Annotated in this window: 17 protein-coding genes and 2 pseudogenes; 17 read left to right on the top strand and 2 right to left on the bottom strand. The window is 47.7% G+C overall.

Features of this window, described 5'->3' with window-relative positions; genetic code table 11:
- The first annotated feature begins 17 nt into the window (after positions 1-17).
- From GC090_RS21215 to GC090_RS21140, 16 genes and pseudogenes are all read left to right on the top strand, one after another.
- A complete protein-coding gene (locus GC090_RS21215; protein WP_172913321.1) occupies positions 18-1,475 on the top strand; it encodes a PAS domain-containing sensor histidine kinase in 1,458 nt (485 codons plus the stop codon).
- 29 nt (positions 1,476-1,504) lie between these two features.
- Complete coding sequence (locus GC090_RS21210) at positions 1,505-2,146, top strand: response regulator transcription factor (protein WP_033742563.1); 642 nt, start codon at positions 1,505-1,507, stop codon at positions 2,144-2,146.
- Between the two features lie 351 nt (positions 2,147-2,497).
- Positions 2,498-3,468, top strand: a pseudogene (locus GC090_RS21205) (sigma 54-interacting transcriptional regulator).
- 215 nt (positions 3,469-3,683) lie between these two features.
- Positions 3,684-3,917, top strand: a complete 234-nt coding sequence (locus GC090_RS21200) for a type III secretion system major pilin HrpA (RefSeq protein ID WP_080752824.1) — start codon at positions 3,684-3,686, stop codon at positions 3,915-3,917.
- A 62-nt stretch (positions 3,918-3,979) separates the two neighbouring features.
- Positions 3,980-4,345, top strand: a complete 366-nt coding sequence (locus GC090_RS21195) for an EscI/YscI/HrpB family type III secretion system inner rod protein (protein ID WP_039339368.1) — start codon at positions 3,980-3,982, stop codon at positions 4,343-4,345.
- A 5-nt stretch (positions 4,346-4,350) separates the two neighbouring features.
- On the top strand, positions 4,351-5,130 hold the full coding sequence (gene sctJ / locus GC090_RS21190) for a type III secretion system inner membrane ring lipoprotein SctJ (protein WP_324021676.1): 780 nt from the start codon (positions 4,351-4,353) through the stop codon (positions 5,128-5,130).
- Position 5,131: 1 nt separating this feature from the next.
- Entirely contained in the window at positions 5,132-5,713 is a 582-nt protein-coding gene (locus tag GC090_RS21185) for a type III secretion system protein (protein ID WP_217271732.1), read from the top strand.
- Complete coding sequence (gene sctL / locus GC090_RS21180; protein ID WP_033742576.1) at positions 5,707-6,306, top strand: type III secretion system stator protein SctL; 600 nt, start codon at positions 5,707-5,709, stop codon at positions 6,304-6,306. Before GC090_RS21185 ends, sctL begins: the two co-directional genes overlap by 7 nt.
- Positions 6,307-6,381: 75 nt before the next feature.
- The gene (locus GC090_RS21175; protein ID WP_033742579.1) at positions 6,382-6,606 is read left to right on the top strand and encodes a serine kinase; all 225 of its coding nucleotides are present in this window, start codon (positions 6,382-6,384) and stop codon (positions 6,604-6,606) included.
- Positions 6,607-6,631: 25 nt separating this feature from the next.
- A complete protein-coding gene (locus GC090_RS21170; protein ID WP_226374663.1) occupies positions 6,632-7,024 on the top strand; it encodes a type III secretion system chaperone in 393 nt (130 codons plus the stop codon).
- Positions 7,017-9,050 carry a type III secretion system outer membrane ring subunit SctC gene (gene sctC, locus GC090_RS21165; protein ID WP_205956017.1) on the top strand — a complete coding sequence of 678 codons (2,034 nt, stop codon included), beginning with the start codon at positions 7,017-7,019 and terminating at the stop codon, positions 9,048-9,050. The genes GC090_RS21170 and sctC overlap by 8 nt, the downstream gene beginning before the upstream one ends.
- 10 nt (positions 9,051-9,060) lie before the next feature.
- Positions 9,061-9,258: an HrpT family type III secretion system protein gene (hrpT, locus tag GC090_RS21160; RefSeq protein ID WP_324021673.1), complete on the top strand. Its 198-nt coding sequence runs from the start codon at positions 9,061-9,063 to the stop codon at positions 9,256-9,258.
- Entirely contained in the window at positions 9,251-9,607 is a 357-nt protein-coding gene (gene hrpV, locus GC090_RS21155; RefSeq protein WP_033742582.1) for an HrpV family type III secretion system protein, read from the top strand. The genes hrpT and hrpV overlap by 8 nt, the downstream gene beginning before the upstream one ends.
- 288 nt (positions 9,608-9,895) lie before the next feature.
- Positions 9,896-11,056 (top strand): harpin HrpZ family protein, encoded by a 1,161-nt coding sequence (locus GC090_RS21150; RefSeq protein WP_110268452.1) that lies wholly within the window; start codon positions 9,896-9,898, stop codon positions 11,054-11,056.
- Positions 11,057-11,424: 368 nt separating this feature from the next.
- Positions 11,425-16,932: an AvrE-family type 3 secretion system effector gene (locus GC090_RS21145; RefSeq protein WP_324021671.1), complete on the top strand. Its 5,508-nt coding sequence runs from the start codon at positions 11,425-11,427 to the stop codon at positions 16,930-16,932.
- Positions 16,933-16,988: 56 nt separating this feature from the next.
- A complete protein-coding gene (locus tag GC090_RS21140) occupies positions 16,989-17,408 on the top strand; it encodes a type III secretion system chaperone (protein ID WP_044243030.1) in 420 nt (139 codons plus the stop codon).
- A 404-nt stretch (positions 17,409-17,812) separates the two neighbouring features.
- Here the strand turns inward: GC090_RS21140 and xopAH are convergent, their stop codons facing one another.
- Positions 17,813-18,799 (bottom strand): XopAH/AvrB family type III secretion system effector, encoded by a 987-nt coding sequence (xopAH, locus tag GC090_RS21135; protein ID WP_033742588.1) that lies wholly within the window; start codon positions 18,797-18,799, stop codon positions 17,813-17,815.
- Positions 18,800-19,207: 408 nt separating this feature from the next.
- Between xopAH and GC090_RS21130 the strand changes: the two genes are divergently transcribed.
- Positions 19,208-19,432 carry a hypothetical protein gene (locus GC090_RS21130; protein WP_039339352.1) on the top strand — a complete coding sequence of 75 codons (225 nt, stop codon included), beginning with the start codon at positions 19,208-19,210 and terminating at the stop codon, positions 19,430-19,432.
- Between the two features lie 100 nt (positions 19,433-19,532).
- Here the strand turns inward: GC090_RS21130 and GC090_RS21125 are convergent.
- Positions 19,533-19,742: pseudogene (locus tag GC090_RS21125) on the bottom strand (recombinase family protein); the annotation flags it as partial.
- Positions 19,743-19,763: the final 21 nt, after the last annotated feature.

Below are 19,763 nucleotides of genomic sequence, written 5' to 3'. Positions count from 1 at the left end.
TACTTCAAGGAGGCGAGATGCAGTATTTGGACAGACGATTACATAGCAGTGATACGCCAATCAAACTTCTTGAGTTCGCCATGAACATGCTAAGGGACGCCGTATACCTGATTGACAGTGATACCTGTTTTTTTTATGTCAATGACGAAGCGTGCAGAATGCTTGGCTACAGCAATGCAGAATTGCTCAATATGCGCGTTTCAGATATTGATCCCGAATGGGATTTCGATGACGTCATGGATATGTGGAAACGCGTACGAGAGCAAAATGGCGGCAGGCCATTCACCTTTGAGACCTTTCACAAAAGCTCACAGGGCGAGATGATAGCGGTTGAGATTAGTGCGAATCCATTTGTTTACGAAGAGAAAAGCTACAGTATGTGCGTGGTAAAAGATATAAGAGAGCGTAAGCAACTAGAGCAGGTAGCTTATGCTCGGGAACAGGAGTTTCGGGTATTAGTTGAGAACTCACCGGATATGGTGGTTCGATTCTCGCCCGATTTAAAATGCCAATACGCCAATCCTGCTGCATTGCGTCACCTGCGGTTATCTTTTGAAGAGCTTCGCGGACGCACTTTGCGTGAGATTCAGGGGGATTTACCCTGTGTGAGGCATATTGAACGCCTTCTTAAAGAAGTGGTAAACAGGAAAATTGAAGCTGAAGGGGAACTTGTAGAGTCGGACAGTTCACTTACTAGCGGAACCATGATTATTCATACCCGCTGTGTGCCGGAGTTTAATCAAAATGGCAATCTGACCTCAGTTATGTTGGTCGGACGTGATATCACAGCCATTCATTACGCTGAAAAAAAGTTAGAAGATTCACATATGCGCTTGCGTTTGTTAACAAGGCAGCGAGAAATATCACGTGAAGAGGAGCGAAAACGTATAGCGCGTGAAATCCACGATGAGCTGGGGCAGCACCTTACGTCGCTGAGAATGGGTATTTCGATGCTTCGCATCCAGTTCAGCAAAGATAACCCTTTGCTACATGAGCGAATAGTTCATCTGATGGGGCTTACTGATAAAACGATTCAGGTAGTGCGTAATGTCGCTACCCGCCTCAGGCCAAATGTGCTGAACATGGGTCTGACGCCCGCGCTAGAGTGGCTTCGCGATGAGTTCATTAATCGCCATATTGGTTGTCAGTGCCAGCTGATCGCGCCAGAAAATGAGGTAAGACTGAATGATGAGCAAGTCACAGCCGCATTTCGTGTCGCGCAGGAGTCTTTAACCAATATCTCTCGTCACGCCCAGGCAAACGAGGTTCTCATAGAGGTTATCCGGAAGCCTCATCTGGTCGTGTTAACAGTGAGTGATAACGGCCGTGGCTTTGATTGCAATCAGAGCAAAGATAACGCGTTTGGTCTTATGGGGATGAAAGAACGTGGTCGCATGATCGGAGGCAAAGTAGAAGTCAAAAGTCAGCCTGCCAATGGAACCCGTGTGACTTTGACCATTCCTTTAATACCCTGACGAATAATAGTAAAGATTTGGATAACAATATGGATAACACGATTCGAATAATGATTGTGGATGACCACGTCATCATGCGCGAAGGACTAAAGCAAATTTTTTCGTTAGACGAACGTCTGGTGGTAGTGAGCGAAGCAGGAAACGGTACACAGGTCATGGAAGGTTTGCGTAATGAGCAGGTCGATCTTTTACTGTTAGATATGTGTATGCCTGGACTGTGCGGAGAAGAGCTGATCAGCCGCATTCACTCGCTATACCCTCAACTGCCAATCCTTATCCTGACGATGTACAGTGAGCCACAGATCGCACGACGGGTACTTAAATGTGGCGCGCTGGGTTACATCACGAAAGATAACGATCCTGAAACCCTGCTGGCTGCCATTCATCGCGTAGCGCGCGGACAGCGTTTTATTGACCAAATGCTCGCCGAGCAAATTGTCTTTAATGAAAATATGAGTGCGAATGAAGGACTTCATCAACAGCTTACTGCGCGAGAAATGCAAATTATGCTGAAGCTGGCCAGAGGAGAAGGAGTTAACAGTATCGCAGAAGCTCTGGCAATCAGTAACAAAACCGTCAGTACGCATAAAGCCCGCCTGATGGAAAAAATGATGTTTAAGACCAATGCTGACATTGTTAAATACGCGATAAGCCATCATTTAATCTCTTAGGATTGCTCTTAATTTACAAATTAATGCTACCCACCGTTATTACTTAATCATTTCAACAGGTTACAAAAAAATCTTTTTAAACAGCACGTTATGCCTAAAAATTTTATGTAACCGTTTTCATTTCACACAGGGTTAGTCAGGAAATCCTTACAATCCTCCATCAATTCCTTACCCGATATCAGCATATGACGATGGTTTATCTGTGCTGACATGGTATTTCTTATGCCCCTGTAAGCACTTCGTAAACATAAGAATAGTGATTGTAATTAAATGTAATTCAGCTATTGGCTTTAAGTATGTTGTTAACTGCGATGATGTCAGATGAAAGGGATAAGTGAGGGGCAACTTTTTATGAATATTGAAAATAATGAGCACTCATTCCGACCACATCCGGAATTGGGAGAGCATATCTCATTCACGAAAGAGCAACCTGTCGATATCCACGATTCATTAGCTTCACTCATTGAAACTGTAGCACCGCTGGAAATCGATCTTGTTCTGGAAGGTGAAACCGGAACGGGAAAAGATACTCTGGCACGTAAGATCCACCGACTTTCAGGGTGCTCAGGCAGACTGGTAGCGGTTAACTGTGCAGCCATTCCGGAAACGCTGGCTGAGAGTGAACTTTTTGGCGTCAACAACGGAGCTTACACCGGTGCTGTGCAAGCCAGAGCGGGTTACATCGAAGAAGCAAATAACGGCATTCTGTTTCTCGACGAGATCGATAGCATGCCATTATCCCTGCAGGCCAAATTACTGCGAGTACTTGAAAACCGTGGCATAGAGCGCCTTGGCGGTACCCGGTTTATCCCGGTAAATATGCGCGTCATCGTAGCAACGCAGAAGCCGCTACTGACGCTGGTTGAGCAGGGCACTTTCCGCCGCGATCTTTATTTTCGGCTAAATACTGTCTCGATTCAGCTACAGCCTCTGCGATCACAGGTTGAAATTATTATCCCCCTGTTTCGTCACTTCATTGCTAAGGCGGCCACAACGATGCAATGCACGCCGCCGGAAATTACACAGGAACTTTGTGAATATTTACTTAGTTACAGCTGGCCGGGAAATATTCGTGAACTTAAAACGGCGGCTAAACGCTTTACGCTGGGATTACCCCCCTTAACGTTCCCCGGAACGCCGAACGGCAAGGGCCACAGTTGAAGGAGATACTGCGTCGCATTGAAAAAAGCCTGATTCACGACTGCCTGGTCCGCCATGGGCACAGCATTGATGAAGCCGCCATGGAGTTAGGTATGCCGCTACGCACGCTTTATCACCGTATCAAATTACTCAACGTGACAACGCAACGCATCATTGTCTGATAGTCAGCTTCTTGCCGATACGTTTTTCCAGCCCGGCAAGAAGCTTAATATCTGTTCTGCCTTTATACCTGCCTGACGGCGTAGCTGACTACCTGATTAATCCGGGCGTATTAAAAAAATCTCATTAAAGGGAACCGCAATAAAAGACTCACCACTAAAAGCATGAACATTATGTGATGTTCTGAGAATAAACCTAATTAACTGGAGAGAAAATTATGAGCGGTCTTCTTACCGGACTTATGGGACTAGGTGGTCCACTGTCGAGTGCCACCAGTTTTGCTTCAAAAACCCTGGAAGGTGCCATGAGCGATTCTATGACAGAGTCTGCGGTTGCCCAGGCAGCTAAAATGAAAATGGATACTCAGAACTCCATTCTGGATGGAAAAATGGACTCTGCGACCAAAGAAATCAACTCCGGTCATAATGCGGCAAAAGCCATTCAGTTCTGATTATTAAAACGGGCGTCAGCTTTAAAGCTGCGCCCGTTTCTTCCCAGAGATAAGGACGAACAATGAAAATTAATACCGGCACATCCTCTTCATTGGTCATGAATTCTGAAAATAATGACGTCAGTCTGGCGGACACCAGCATTGCAGATGCTTCATGGTTTAGAACAGCGTTGCAGGCGCCTGTGAAGAAAGCTGATGTTCCGGATAATCATTCATGGATAAACAAACTTACTGATCTGACGCAAGCGGCAAGCAAGGAATCTCAGCAGGCCGACAGGGCTCTCGCTAAAGCCTCACGCAGCATTGACTCAAAAAGCGTCATGGATGCTAACCGCACCTTATCATCTTACTATCTGGAAAGCCTTCTCAATGCAAAACTGATTGGTAAGAGTGTCCAGAGTCTAGAAAAACTGACGAATCTCCAATAATTCGCATGGTTAAATTTCCTCTCAAATCATTGATTTTAATGTCAGTGTTGCTGTTGTTCGGTTGCAATGATCAGGTAGAACTCAATCATGGTCTTACGGAAAACGATGCCAATGAAGTCGCAGCGGAACTGGGTCGTTACCACATCAAGGCTGAAAAACACACGAACAAAGATGGCATCACTGTAATGGTGGATACTGCAGACCTGAACCGTGCCGTGCATATTCTGGACGTTGCAGGTTTACCACGACCCACGCGCACCAATCTGGGCGAAGTTTTTCAGAAAAATGGCGTTATCTCTACGCCGCTTGAGGAACGTGCCCGCTACATTTACGCACTGTCGCAGGAAGTAGAATCGACACTGAGTCAAATTGACGGCGTGATTGTGGCCAGGGTGCATGTGGTGCTTCCGGAACGCGTTGCGCCGGGCGAACCGATCTTACCCGCCAGTGCGGCGGTATTTATTAAGTATCGCCCTGAACTCGATCCTGATGTCATTGAACCACGTATACGTCAAATGGTAGCCAGCAGCCTACCCGGGCTGGCTGGGCGGCCCGGCAAAGATCTGGCTATTGTTTTTGTCCCGGCGGGAACGTATCAGGATAAGCCATCGGAAGTCTCTTTCGGCCCTTTTACCGTAACGCCTCAGCGGGCGACACAGTTAACCTGGTTAAGTGGCACTATCGGTACATTGATTCTGTTGGCCGTAGCTGCATCTGTAGGCTTACCCTACTGGCGGCGCTATCACCAACGTAAAAAAACAGAGTCGGACGAAAAGGGTGAGTGATATGCCTTTTTCAGATGATGCGCGTTTGCGGTGGCTACGGTGGTGGTGCATCGACAGCTGGTTAACCGCCGATAAAAGTTGGCGCTATGCGGCATTTTATGACCTGGATGAGGCGCGTCTTAGTGCCCTGGCAAGGACTCACCACAAGCAAATCTGCCAGCAGTTGAAGCTAGATAATAAAGTCGCACCGGTCGATGCTGAAATTTTGGCATGGCTGGAACTGACGATGTCGCAACGGCAACTGGCAATGTTACTTGCTGCAGAAGTATGTTGGCGGGATTGCGCACTCGCATTGCTCGAACCAACACAACAACGTTGGTGTCGTCGCATTGCTCAGGGACTGCGTCCTGGACTCTGGCTTACTCAAGCCACAGACTTACCCGCCAGTTGCCCAGATCTTAAGAGCTTATGGTTATTGCGTCTACGCGCTGGCCCGGAATGCTGGCAGCGCCTGCGTCTGGCATTTAATGCTGAGCGTGTAAATCAGATGGAAAAACTGCACCACATTGAAACCTTTCCCGAACGCTTACGACCGCTCTGGCAGGCCGTTCTCTGGTATGCAAGGCAGGAATGCCCATGTTGATACGCAGACATATTGATTTGGTGAATGGCAAAGATGATCTCGCACCAGTGATCTCCCGGCATCAGCTCGCCGTACAGGAGCAGGCCAGGACAATCATTCAGGAGGCCCATCAGCGAGCAGAAAAAATAATATCGGCCGCAGAACAGGAAGCGGAAGCTTCTTCACTGTTGGTTCGGCAGCGTGCAGAGGAAGCGTTCTGGAAGCGGGCAGACACGATGTTCATGCACTGGCAAAAGCAGCAACAGCAGTGGGAGTCAGACGTGCTCTCAGTGATGGACGTCGTACTGGAACAGGCCCTGGAACAGTTGCTGACGGAAGTCCCTGAATCACAGCGCCTCCAGGGACTGCTGCGACAATTGTTGCTTGAAAAAACGCAGACAGATAAGGCTACGCTGTGCTGCCATCCCTCTCAACAGGCGTCCATTGCGACAATGCTGGAAAATTATTCACACCTGAACTGGCAACTGCAGCCAGAAGAGTCCCTTCCGCCAGACAGCCTGAAACTTGTTACACCACAGGGTGAATTATACCTCGACTGGCAGCTGGCTTCGCAGCAATTAAAACCTTGTCCGGTAGAACAACAAGCGCCTTAAAAAGCTATTTTTTAAGGAACCGTTTTGCACTTTCTGCCACTCAATGACAGGAACATCCAAAATGAGAGGGTATGTATGTCATCACTGAGTTCGATTCAGCGGCGTTTAGACAATCAGTTTGAACGTGCGAAAAACCAGCTTGACGAAGCCACCATGAATGCCAGTGAGGGATATAGTCAAGCTGACAGTTTTGCCTTTTTTGAAGCCAGCATGGGCCTTTCCAGTGCCAGTTGGGCAGCCACGCAAGAATTGACCGTCAAACATGGTTTAATCAAAGCCCTCATCAACGAGATCAACTAAATTGCAGCACTGGGTGCGATCTTTTTTGACTAACCCCGCCGAAGACCATCAATGCAAGGTCGATGATGGTCTTCTCTGGTTACAGCAACGGGGAGGGAAGCTTTTTGCGCTTGCTGAGTTAACAAATAAAGTACCGCTGGATGAAATGTTTCTGGCGCAAGCATTGCGCCTCTCAGCCCCTGCACTGCGTCATTACGGACGGGATTCGGCCGCATTAGCCTTGCAAAATAACAGTCTGGTCTTAATTTTGCGTCTCCATGAGGCTCACTCAGAAAAAATAGCTAAACAACTGGAATCTCTGCTTAATCAACGAGATGTCTGGCAGAGTTTGCTACAAAAACTGCAAAAAAAAGCAATAACCCATTGTTCCGTGCCATTACACAGCATGGCTTTTTTATCAAGGGGAGATCATGGTTAACGAACCTCAATCGCGCTGGCGAGTTATATGCGCGGTCTTAGTGCTGTGCGCCACGTTTCGGTTATGTGCTCAGACGCCGTCTGACTGGAAAGACCAGTCTTACGCCTATTCCGCCGATCACACTATGTTATCCACTTTACTTCAAGATTTTGCTGACGGGCATGGAGTTGATTTGCAGTTGGGGAATATCGAAGACACGGAAGTCAATGGCAAGATGCGCGCCGACAGCGCAAGCGCTTTCCTGGACCGGTTAGCCCTGGAGCACCGTTTTCAATGGTTCGTTTACAATAATACTCTCTACATTAGCCCACAAGATGAACAAAGCTCTGAGCGGCTCGAAATTTCCCCGGATGCCGCGCCTGATATTAAACAGGCCTTAAGTGGTATTGGCCTGCTCGATCCCCGATTCGGTTGGGGTGAGCTACCTGATGATGGGGTGGTACTGGTGACAGGTCCGCCACAATACCTGTCTTTGGTTAAACGTTTCAGCGAACAGCGACAGAAAAAAGAGGATCGGCGGAAGGTGATGACCTTTCCCCTTAAGTATGCTTCGGTTGCGGACAGGACTATTCATTACCGGGATCAAACGCTGGTCATTCCCGGTGTCGCCACAATGCTTAATGAGTTGATGAACGGTAAGCGTGCCGCGCCGGTAAGCGCCAGCGGGGCTGAGGGGACGATAGGGGGAGCGGATAACGCTGCAATGATGCAAAACACCCAGTCATTACTGGCTCGTCTCTCTAATCACGCGAACAACACTAACCGACCGGGTGACAGAGATAATAACAGCGTTGACGATCTCAGTGGCCGCATTTCTGCAGACGTAAGGAATAATGCATTACTTATCAGGGATGATGATAAGCGTCGTGAAGAATACGCGCAGCTTATTAACAAGATCGATATACCGCAAAATTTGGTAGAAATTGATGCAGTCATCATTGATATCGATCGTACCGCCCTTAATCGACTGGAAGCAAACTGGCAGGCAACGTTAGGTGGCGTAACTGGCGGTACATCACTAATGTCAGGCAGCGGTACGCTTTTCGTCAGTGATTTTAAACGTTTTTTTGCCGATATTAAGGCTCTGGAAGGAGAAGGTACCGCATCGATTGTCGCCAACCCGTCGGTGCTGACACTTGAAAATCAGCCAGCTGTCATTGATTTCAGCCAGACCGCTTACATTACTGCAACAGGTGAACGCGTTGCGGATATTCAGCCAGTCACGGCAGGCACCAGTCTTCAGGTCACGCCGCGTGCAGTAGGCCATCAGAACCATGCCAGTATTCAGTTAGTGATTGATATTGAAGATGGGCACGTTGAAACCAACAACGACGGCCAGGCAACCGGCGTTAAACGCGGTACGGTTAGCACCCAGGCATTAATAAGCGAAAATCGCGCCCTGGTGTTAGGTGGATTCCATGTCGAAGAAAGTGGTGAACGTGACCGCCGGATTCCTTTGCTGGGAGATATTCCGTGGTTAGGGAGGCTTTTCACGTCAACACGGCATGAAATTTCTCAGCGTGAGCGATTGTTTATTCTTACCCCGCGTCTGATCGGTGATCAAACAGATCCCACACGCTATGTCTCCGCAGATAACCGTCAGCAGTTAAGTGACGCCATGGCGCGAGTCGAACGTCGTCACAGTAACGTTAACCTGCAGGATATGGTGGAAAATGCCCTGCGCGATCTGGCTGAACGACAAACTCCCGCAGGTTTTAAAGCAGAAGCAGCGGGGGAACGTTTAAACGATATTTGCCAGTCCACCCCGGGCTTACTTTTTGATAACGCGCGCGGGCAGTGGTACAGCAGCGACAGCGGGAGTTTACGACTGAGCGTTGGTGTGGTCCGCAATATCACGCATAACACACTGCGCTTTAACGAAGCCAGTTGCGCAGGCAAACGGACACTGGCGGTGGCTGTCTGGCCGCACAGTTCCCTGGCACCGGGTGAATCGGCAGAAGTTTACATGGCCCTACAACCACATCGTAATATTGCTGTGACACGAGAATCGCTGATAAATCGTTGAGGCTAAATATATGCTTAAATCTTCTGCTTACCTTCTTCTGGTGGCCGCATTTTTACTTGCTGGCTGCGCTTCGCGGCAGGATAAAGGGTTGTCCTGTACATCCTCAGACTGTCGTCCACAGTCCAGCCCACATCAGTTGGTTATCTGGTGGCAACCCGATTTACGCAACAACGCTGCGGACTATACTAAGGTCTCGGTAAATGAATGAAACTTGCCCTCAGGTTAACTCACTTTCTGCTGTGCTAGACGTGCTCAAACTTCAACAAAACTGCCGCTGGACAGTGCTTCAGGGGGTAGAACTTGTTGTATTGTGCGGTACTCATGGACGTGAATTGATGCTTAACCTGTATCCCCCTTTTCAGGCTCCCGGAATTTTTCAGCGATTGCTGCGCCGCCGCGCGCAGCACCCGGATTACTATGATGGCTGTTATCTCTGTTTGAACAGTGAGAACATACTTTCTTGCTGGTATCAGTTAAGGGAAGAGGGCGCTGATGACAAGCATCAGATTGCACAACTTTTTCAGCTAGCCGGCATCGAAACTGAAGTCTGGATCTGAGTAAGTTTCATCTTTTATGATCTTCCACCTACCTCTGCTAACCCACTACGCTTTGTATTTACAGCTTTTTTCCACATCGCTGTGCCGCTTTTATTTGCAAATTTCGTTCTTCTGACCCAAACGAAAGTCACGCCCTGTAAACGTCAAATTCCCCCATCACGTGTGATTATTTTCATTTCAGACAGGAACCAGCACCGCGATAGCGGCACTTAATAAAAGCTTTGCCCGGACACTCACATAGCGCTCCGTATGCAAAGTAATCATCACTTATTCAAAGAGGAAGAGGACATGAGTATGAATACGAGTCCGCTGGGCACATCTGCGCTACAAGTTACTTTGGGTGGCAATAATGGTTTGATGGGAACGGATTTACGTACCGACGGATTGGGATTACTTTCCCAGCCAGGGCTGGGCGAGGGGAAAGGTCACAATGAAAGCATCGATCTGCTTGCAGCTGCCCTCACTGGCATGATGATGATGATGAGCATGATGGGCGGCGGCGGCCTTAGCAGCCTTTTTGGTTCAGGCACTGGGATGGGAAGCGGCCTGGGGAACTCACCTTTCGGTGGTTCAGGCTCGGCACCCGGGAACACGCTGAGTGGAACATCGGGTGGTTCACCTGGAGGTACTACGGGGGTTGGTTCGTCGCTGGGACTTGATCCGACCCAGACGGGTGATGATTCTCTGTCAGGCGCTGGCCAAACATCCGGTATGAGTCCGATGGAACAGTTGATGAAAATATTCGCCGATATTACGCAAAGCCTGTTTGGCGATCAGGATGGCGCATCGGGAGGCAACGCAGGGCGTCAACCTTCTCAGGATGAGCAAAATGCATATAAAAAAGGTGTTACGGATGCCCTGACTGCCTTTATGGGAGGAGGCCTGAGCCAGGTTGCTGAAAACGGATCCGAAGGTGGACTGGATGGAGGCATGGGGCTTGGTGGCGGTAATGGACTGGGCGGAAAAGGGTTACAGGATCTGAGTGGTCCTGCTGACTTTCAGCAGTTGGGTAATGCGATCGGTACCGGTGTCGGTATGAAAGCGGGCATTGAGGCCCTGAACAATATTGGTACACACAGCGATAGCAGTACTCGCTCTTTTATTAACAAAGAGGATCGCGCGCTGGCCAGGGAAGTGGGACAGTTTATGGATCAATATCCCGAAACTTTTGGCAAACCCCAGTACCAAAAAAACGCAGATTCGGCAGTAAAGACCGATACGAAATCCTGGGCTGAAGCACTGAGTCAACCAGACGATGACGGTATGACGCCTGCCAGCATGGAGCAATTTAATAAAGCCAAAGGCATCATCAAAAGCGCTATGGCTGGCGATAATGGCAACATCAACCTTCAGGCACGTGGCGCAGGCGGATCATCAATGGGTATTGATGCCACCCTGACGGGAGATGCCATAAACAATATGGCACTGACCAGACTGAGTGCGGCATAAAGCACCATAAGGCAGGCAGGGAGTTTCTGCCTGCCCATTTTACGGACCTGCAATAAATCCTGGCTCCGCGAAAGTCTTTCCGGGTAGATAAATCATGTTACTTCACGATTTGCCCGGTGCCCCTTGCCAGCAATGATTCCCCCCTCGGACCGCTAATCATCATTCTCACGCATTCCTTATTTCATCGTTATAAGAACACGCGCCATAAATATCATTTCACTATAGGGAAAAAATTTTGCGTACACGTTCTGAAATACTGTTCATCCTTCGCTTGAGGCTTTATTCAACAAAGTGGAACTGTCCACGCAAACTCACCACATAAAGATAATTAATGTTTTTTTGCGAAGACCTGATGGCGAGGGCGGATTATGAGACTGAATTTGCACGCAACAGAAAAGAAAACAACCGTTCAGAATGTCGAAAATCCTAATAATTCTACAATCCCGCCACTGCAACAGGGAAGCAGCAGCAGCGCCCCTCAGGCGTCAGGCGGAACGCTAGCCAGCGAGGGTAAAAACATTGCCAGTATGCCCGCTATTCGTCAGCATTTATCCGCTGATGGTGAAAATGGTGCTGCCCGGCAAAAAAATAAAAGCTTCAGTTTAAAAAATTTTCTCGGATTTAAAAAAACAACAAAGGCCCCTGCCCAACCCACAAACCCTGGCTCAAATCTTCCGGAAAGCAGTCGGATTCGGAGACCCACGCTGGGTGACTTTTTGGCACAACCAGAGCAGGACGGTGAGATTCAAGCCCCCCATCCTTCAGCCGCTTCCCCGCGCCTGACCCGTTCTCCCGGTGTAAGACGTCACAGCGTGGAAGACATGCGCGATAAGCCTGTCGCAAAGGCAGACCCACGTGAAACGTCTGCCATCGATATTAAGCATCAACTGAACAATTTCAATCAGATGCGTCAAAACATCTTGAACAAAACGAGACCATTTTCTCAGGGAGCTACCACATCATCAGTCATGGACGCGAGAGCGCCTTTACCTGCCATTCCATCCACAACATCAGAAATAACGGAAGAGGTTGATGCAACTCAGCCCGAACAACAGCTTCCGCAGCGGCATCTTGATGCTCGAGAAAATCCTTCACGAATACTAAAAACAGGCCGGGATGTGACAAGCCTTCACCGCTTCCGGCCTACATTACCCGCTATTGCAGAAAATACCGCGGAAGCTGAGGCAAACCGAAGAATACAGCCGCTTCAGACTCCACCACCTCTGGAAAATACACCGGTCAGCCCGCTTAGCCTGACGCTGGATAAAGGTAAATTACGGCTTGCTGACAGTAATCCCACTGCAATGAATACGCTTTTGGAACAAACCTTAGGCAAGGAGGGGCAACACTATGTTGCACACACAGCCAGCGCAGAGGGCAACCATCATATGCTGCTGGATGAACAAGGGCACTTGTTTGACCTCAAAAGTCATGAGGGTGGTTACAGCGTTTTTCATAACAGCCTGCCCTCAACGGTAAAAATGCAGTTGTCCAAAAACAGTGATGAACCGATTAAACTGGTAAATGATAATGGAAAATTAATCCTGGACAGGGGAGCTGAAGGTCAGAAAGTATTGCATCTCAATCCTCCCGGCGACATCCACCATGCTTACCTCAGCGGTATCTGGCGACATTCTGTAGCAGGGGAGATGAACCAGGAAAACCAATGGGTCCGCATTCATGATGACAAAATCCATTATTTAAATAATGAAGTCGGAGTGTGGCAAACGTCGGATAAAACGCCGTATAGCCAGCTTTCCGTTCAGGGGGATGGCAAACTCTACGCCGTACGGGATAGCCGGGCACTTCACAATCTTTCCGATAATCACGTATCAGAAAGGTTTGTCGACAAGATTAAGTCATTTGCTGTCAGTGAGCACGGGGAAGTCGCTGTTCTGACTGATACAGAAAGCCCCCACCATATTTGTCTGATGCCTTCGGCAAATGCGGTTTCCAGTGAGCGTATAGCGTTCAGTCTTCATCTGGCTGACACCATGCAAATGCTTCAGCGTGGTGAGCCACATCTTGAAACCCAGTCGATCGCGCTAAAGGACGGCAGGCTTTTTGCTGCCGACAGCGAAGGGAAATTATACTGCGGCGAGCTATCACAGATTAATGATGGCGAGTTGCCCATGAATCCCATGTCGCAAAATGTTCTTAAGCAACATTTTGGCCACGATCACCGTATTGAAGGTTTTTTTACTGATGACAACGGACAGGTCAATGCGCTGGTAAAAGATAACTTCCGACAGATGCATGCTTGCCCACTGGCTGACGACAATCAGTTTCATGCAGGCTGGAATTTGAGTGATGCGCTGATCATAAACAATCAGCTCGGGCTGAATAATATTAATCCTGCACCTCATGAAATCGTTAATCTGGGGCATGAAGGCAGTCTGACGCTGCAGGATGGCAAAGTGCACTATTTTGATCAGCTTACCAGGGGCTGGACAGAAGCAGAGGCGGGCTGTCAGCAGTTAAAAAAAGGACTCGACGGTGGCGCATATATTCTGAAAGAGGGTGAAGTCAAGCGCCTGAATATTAATCAGTCAACCTCATCCATTAGCCAGGGCAGAGATAATTTCTTCGCATTGCCTCATGTTCGCAATAAACCGGAACCGGGAACGGCACTTCATGGGTTGGATAAAACGGATAAAGCGCAGGCTATCGCTGTTGTTGGCGTGAATAATTACCTTGCCTTATCTGAAAAAGGCGATATCCGGTCTTTTCAAATAAAACCAGGCGCTCAGCAATTAGCACGTCCCGCGCGAACCCTGAGTCAGGAAGGGCTGAACGGCACTCTTAAAGATATTCATCTCGATAAAAAGCAGAATTTGTATGCAGTGACCCGCGAAGGAGAGATATTTCGCCAGGCACGTGAACACTGGCAGCAGGGTGAGTCAGGGAGAGGTTGGCAAAAACTGACAATGCCACCAGGTGAGAGCGGAATAGATCGTATCGAAACTGACGCTCATTTTCATCCTGTTGCAGTACTTCTCGACGGCAGCCGTTACCAGTTAAGAGGTGAAACATGGCATCCTCAAAACGCATCTGAACCCACGCAATTAGAAACCGGTCAGCGCGATTCACAGCGTGTATTTGCAAGACTCAATCAGGGTATGAAAGGTGCGCTAATTCCGGGGACCGGATTAACAATACAGGCTTCAGCGCAGCTTGCCGGCCAGACAGGGAGGGAAAACCGACAAATAAAGAGTAAATTCGCTGAAAGGGTGCGTGCTTATATATTTAATCCTACCATGGCTACACCGCGTCCTCTGAAAAATATTGCATACAATCTTCAACACAGATGGCAAGGACGGCGAGGCCTGAGTGCCGTCTATGAAATGCAAGGCGCGCTGATTAAGCAACTGGAATCTCAAAATGTACGAAACAAGGGTGCGCAAACGGATTTGCAAAGCAAACTGGACGCACTGGACTTTGGGGAGCAGGGTGCGACGTTACTTAAAAATATAAAGCAATTCCGTGAAGAACTTGAAAACAGCGCAACACAAGCAGCAATATTGCTAGGAAAGCATCAAGGCGTACTGACCAGCAACGGTCAAATCAATGAAAAATTCAAACCTCCGATCAGTAAAGCGGCCATACAAAGCTTTAACGTTAACCGCTCTGGCAGGGATTTAAGTAAAGGTCTGGAGCAAGCCGTTCGTGCTGCCTCTCCGTCCCCTCAAAGTAAATTGCAAAAATTGCTTAGCCATTTTGTCACGTCAGGTCTCAATATGAGCCACCAGAAAGGTGATATACCGTTGGGACGCCAGCGTGATCCTAATGATGAGAACGCACTGACAAAATCCCGGCTTATTCTGGATGTCGTTACCCTTGGTGAGTTGCACCAGTTTGTAGACAAGGCAGCACTGATATCGGGGCATAATCCCGACCCCAGCCAGATAGCCCAGCTACATCAACAGTTTGAGGCCCTGCGTGAAAACCAGTACGAAGCAAACCCGGTAAAACAGTTTACCGACATGGGCTTTACCCATAATGCCGCACTGGAGGCGAATTACGACGCGGTAAAAGCTTTTATCAACGCGTTTCGAAAAGAGCATCATGGCGTAAACCTGACCACTCGCACCGTACTGGAAACCCAAGGAAACGCCAGCCTGGAAAAGAAATTGAAGGATACGCTTCTGTCCCTGAACGCGGGTGAAAGTATGAGTTTCAGTCGTGCATACAGTGGTGGCCTCAGTACGGCCTTTGTTCCCACTATAAAAAAAATACCGGTACCGATTGTACCCGGCGCGGGCATCACTCTGGATCGGGCTTATAATCTCACGTTTGGTCGTACTGATGGCGGACTCGATGTCAGCTTTGCCCGCGACGGCGGAGTGACAGGAAGCCTCTCTGTTTCTACAGGACATGATTTATTAACTTATATGACCGGCACCCAAACCACCGCCGAAAACGCCAGTGACTGGCTGAGCAAAAAACATAAAATCAGCCCGGATTTTCGTATCGGTGCCACCCTGAGTAGCAACATGCAGCGCACGCTACAAAACAGCCTCAATTTTAAACTCACAGAAGATGAGCTTCCCTCATTTCTGAATGGGATGATTCAGGGCACATTGACCCCAGTAGATCTGATGAAAAAAGGGATTGAGCATCAGATGAAACAGGGGAGCAAACTGGTCTTTAACATAGATGTTTCGGCCGCGTCAGATCTCCGTGCCGGTATCAATATCACCGCCGACGGTAGCAAACCCGATACCGCCACCTTCCGTGCATCTACAGGATTGAGCGCCTCAGCCAATCTTGTTTCAGCCAGAAGCGAGCGCAGTACAACAGTCGGCCAGCTTGGGAATACGGTTTCGGCCAGTGACAACCGGCCTACATTTTTCAATTCTGCTAATATAGGTGCCAACCTTACGTTAAGTGCGGGCGTCGCTCATGATTTTATCCGCGGTGCCAGCGTCAGTCAGGATGGAACAACAAAACCAGAAAAAAAATCTGGAACCTTCCCTGCATTTATGTCAGTTAATGTTTCAGCAGCGCTGGCTTTGGATAATCGCACGACACAAAGCATCAGCGTTGAAATGAAACATGCTGATCCCGTCTCTCAAAACGATATCGACGAGTTAATTTCAACGTTAGGTAAGCATTTTAAAGACAGTATGAGTACTACATTACTTTCATCTCTTAAAAATCAAGAAAATCCCGATCCGGCTGAGCAACTGAAAAGCCTTGATCGACATTTCAGCTATAATAATGTCGTTGGCGATGACCGTTATGAAGCAGTGCGAAGTCTGAAACAATTAGTTCAGCGCCAACGGGCAGCAGAAAGTAATATGATGGAATTAGGTTCAGCCAAACATACCACGCAATACACCAACCTCTCTCGTTTAGATGAAAACGGCATTTTCGATATTTTACATCATCATTTCAATGCAGCATTACCGCCGACCAGCGCAACCCGTATTAGTAATATGATGGCTAACAACCCTTTACTTAAGGCGCTTATCCAAAAGTTGCAAAGTTCACCATTCACCAGCGCAAGCGTTTCGATGGAGCTCAAAGATGGCCTGCGTGACCAAACGGAAAAAGCCATTCTGGACGGTAAGGTGGGACGTGAAGAACTTGCGCTGCTCTTTCAGGATCGTAATAACTTACGCATCCGTTCAATCAGTGTCAGTCAGAGTGTTAGTAAAAGCGAGGGTTTTAATATGCCCGCATTGCTACTCGGGGCTAGCAACAGTGCAGGTCTAAGTATGGGACGTAATATTGGCACCATTAATTTCAAATATGGGCAAGATCAAGACACACCCAGGCGCTTTACCCTGGAAGGCGAAATTGCTAAAGCAAATCCAGACGTAGCCTCTGCTTTGTCTGAGCTTAAAAAAGAAGGGTTTGAAATGAAAAGCTGACATTATGATTAATTCATCAGTCACTACAGGTTATTACAATATTCAGGAGTAAATTAATGACACCTTCTCAAAAAAAAGTTGAAGCATTATTACAGCAATTTGCCACGAGCTGCAATACAACGTTGCACCTTAAAGAAGGTGTATGCGCATTGTATAACACGCAGGGACATGAAGCCGCAGTGCTGGAGGTTCCAGACCAAAGTGACTGCCTGCTTTTTCATTGCCAGTTAATCAACGCTGAACATCAGGCCGGACAGAACTTTTATGCGCTTTTATTGCAGTTGAATTTTGAAATGTCTGCTATGCGAGGCTGTTGGCTGGCGATAGATGAAAATCATATAGTGCGTTTATGTTTTCAGCAAACGATAAGTCAGATTGATGAAACCAGTTTTGGTAACCTTATAACAGGTTTTATTACACAAGCTGAAGAGGTGCGTGAGTTCATCACACACATTACTGAGCACGACGTGGCTTGAATTATAATACGTAACAACATCAAAGCCTCTTAGATACAACTTAGTTAGTCAAAAAAGTGTTATAAAATAAATCGCCCTCATAAATTAAAAAATTTAACATTAAGCTAAGTCGCCATGAGGCCGTAACAATGCGCAGTTTGGCGATTTTTTATTAACGTGTAGAGGAGGGCGCTTATCTGCATCACGCGACAAAGGTAAATTACTCAAGAAATAAATTTATGAGCAATGTATAGTCAACTTATTTTAGCGAAACTACAGATTATCCAAAAAGAGTCAAGCTGGCCCAGCCGGACCAGCGTAAAGGAAGGAAAAATTATTTTATAAAACGCCGGATTTATTATGACTTATGACAGATTAGCAGGACTAAATAAATAAGTCATGAGAAGTATTTTCGATAAATATCACTATGGTTTTTCAAAAAAACTTTCATACTTTCTCATGAAATCTTTAAGCTGCATGGTCATTGCTTCCAGGTCCGGCACAATACCATGTTTCATAGGTCCTAAATCCATGCCTCTTGCCTGGGCAATAGAACGAACACATAATTCAGTTTTCGCTGCACTTCCACGCTTGTCTGGCATGGCATGCGCCATCCACCAATGCATTTCTGCCAGCGTGTTTAATGCTTTGGAATCAGGTTCTCTTGCATCGATAGCTTTTCTGTACAGATCTTCAACATGTTGCATGATTAGCGGTACATGTTCAGCACTTGTATGAAACATTTGATTCGGCTCTCCAATATCATCGAACCCTCGCTGGCGTATACTTAAATAAGGTTCTTGCATTCGATCTGCATTCTTATCTGTACTGACTGTAACCTGTGTAAGGGGAATTTTTTCACCATTTATTTTCCCTATAATTTGAAGGGATTTAGTTGGCGGAAGAGAATATTGAGAAGGGCTGGTTTCTAAATCATTTCGGTCAGCTAACTTCCGGGCTACATAAGCGTACTGTTCAGCTAAAGGCGTTCCATAAACTTTATAAGTATTGGGATCACGTTCCTCCCGAAAAACATGTGCGTTTTCGGAAGCCATGTTTGCTCTCCATTCACGGGCCTTACCCCAAAGCTCATGGAAGTTTGTCACTGAGCCCTCAGCAATTTCCGAACCCAATTCTCTGGTTTTATTGTAAAAAGATTGTCCATATGCCATTTGGTGAGGTGAATCATCTCTGTTAAACCTTTGATCCGGCCAACGTGCCACACCGACCAGAGACTGCTGATAAGGTACCAACCTGCTAGGTTGTGGTCCTTTTAGCTCGCCATATCTAGGGGAATGTCCCTGACGCCTGACCGCAGAAGATGATGATGCCCCAAAATTGTCTGGAGAATTTAATGTGTAAGAACGAAAACTATCAGACGTGATGGAGTTTTTGGAAGATACGCAACCCATATCAATGATACCTCTTATTTTCCCTGGGGATGGATGGTAAAAGCCACTTTAACTAACGTTAAACCTTTTGTGAGTGGGAGTTAGGGGTCCACCAGTTCCACTAAATATGTGGGTGCTTTAGTATCAATACAGCTTTCGCTACAGGCGCAGCGACCAGATATACGCTTCTGAAAAACGAGAAGCAGGAGGATTGTGAAGACAGGGCGACTTACAGGACTGGTAATGGGCAGATAATTACATAAAAGTTATATAATTTAACATAACTATGATTATACGCACTTTACTGTAGTGGCTAAGTTCAGATGTCTGCCTCTGGCTGTATTGATATGTCCGCATTGACGTCCTTTTACCAAGGCTTCCGGGCTGAGGATAAACCTGATGACGGCTTAGGGTTCGGCGTGCTTTACGATGAATGAAGTTAACCGCATCAAGATCGTGCATGACGTTATTGATGGCCGGCTTACCACCTCGCTTGCATCACAACGACTCGGCCTGACGGTTCACCACTGCCGGCGTCTGCCTGTTCGTTATAGCGAGTCCGGGCCGCTGGCAATGGCGAACCGCCGCCGTGGCTTGCGCAATCGCCAGCTTGTGCAAGGCCTTGCTGTACTGGTTCCCGGCATCATTCGATGACAATAGTTGAGCCGTTTTATATTTTGAAGAGCTGGATTTATATGCTGATGAGCCTTACCGACCAACTGACCTGCTCCCTGAAAATGAATACATGGCCTGTTTCGGCTACAACCACCTCACCGGCATGCAGGTCGGCAATCATGCGCTGGAGTTCAGCGCGGTCGGCTCTGGCATCTGAGGCCTTTTCTTTATAAACGCCGTCAACATAACCATCCCTGCCCCGGGCATCTTCAAAAATGCTTTTCTGCAGCGTCAGTTCTTCCTCGTCAGTACTGACACGTAATGATCGCGGGGTAAAGAAAGCGGCCAGGAAGGCCGCTGAAGCGTGGCT

Origin of the sequence: Pantoea sp. JZ29, assembly GCF_035190385.1 — a bacterium.
GTDB classification, from domain to species: Bacteria; Pseudomonadota; Gammaproteobacteria; order Enterobacterales; family Enterobacteriaceae; genus Pantoea; species Pantoea stewartii.
Note: the sequence above shows the minus strand (reverse complement) of the source record. Positions and strands in the feature narration are given on the sequence as shown.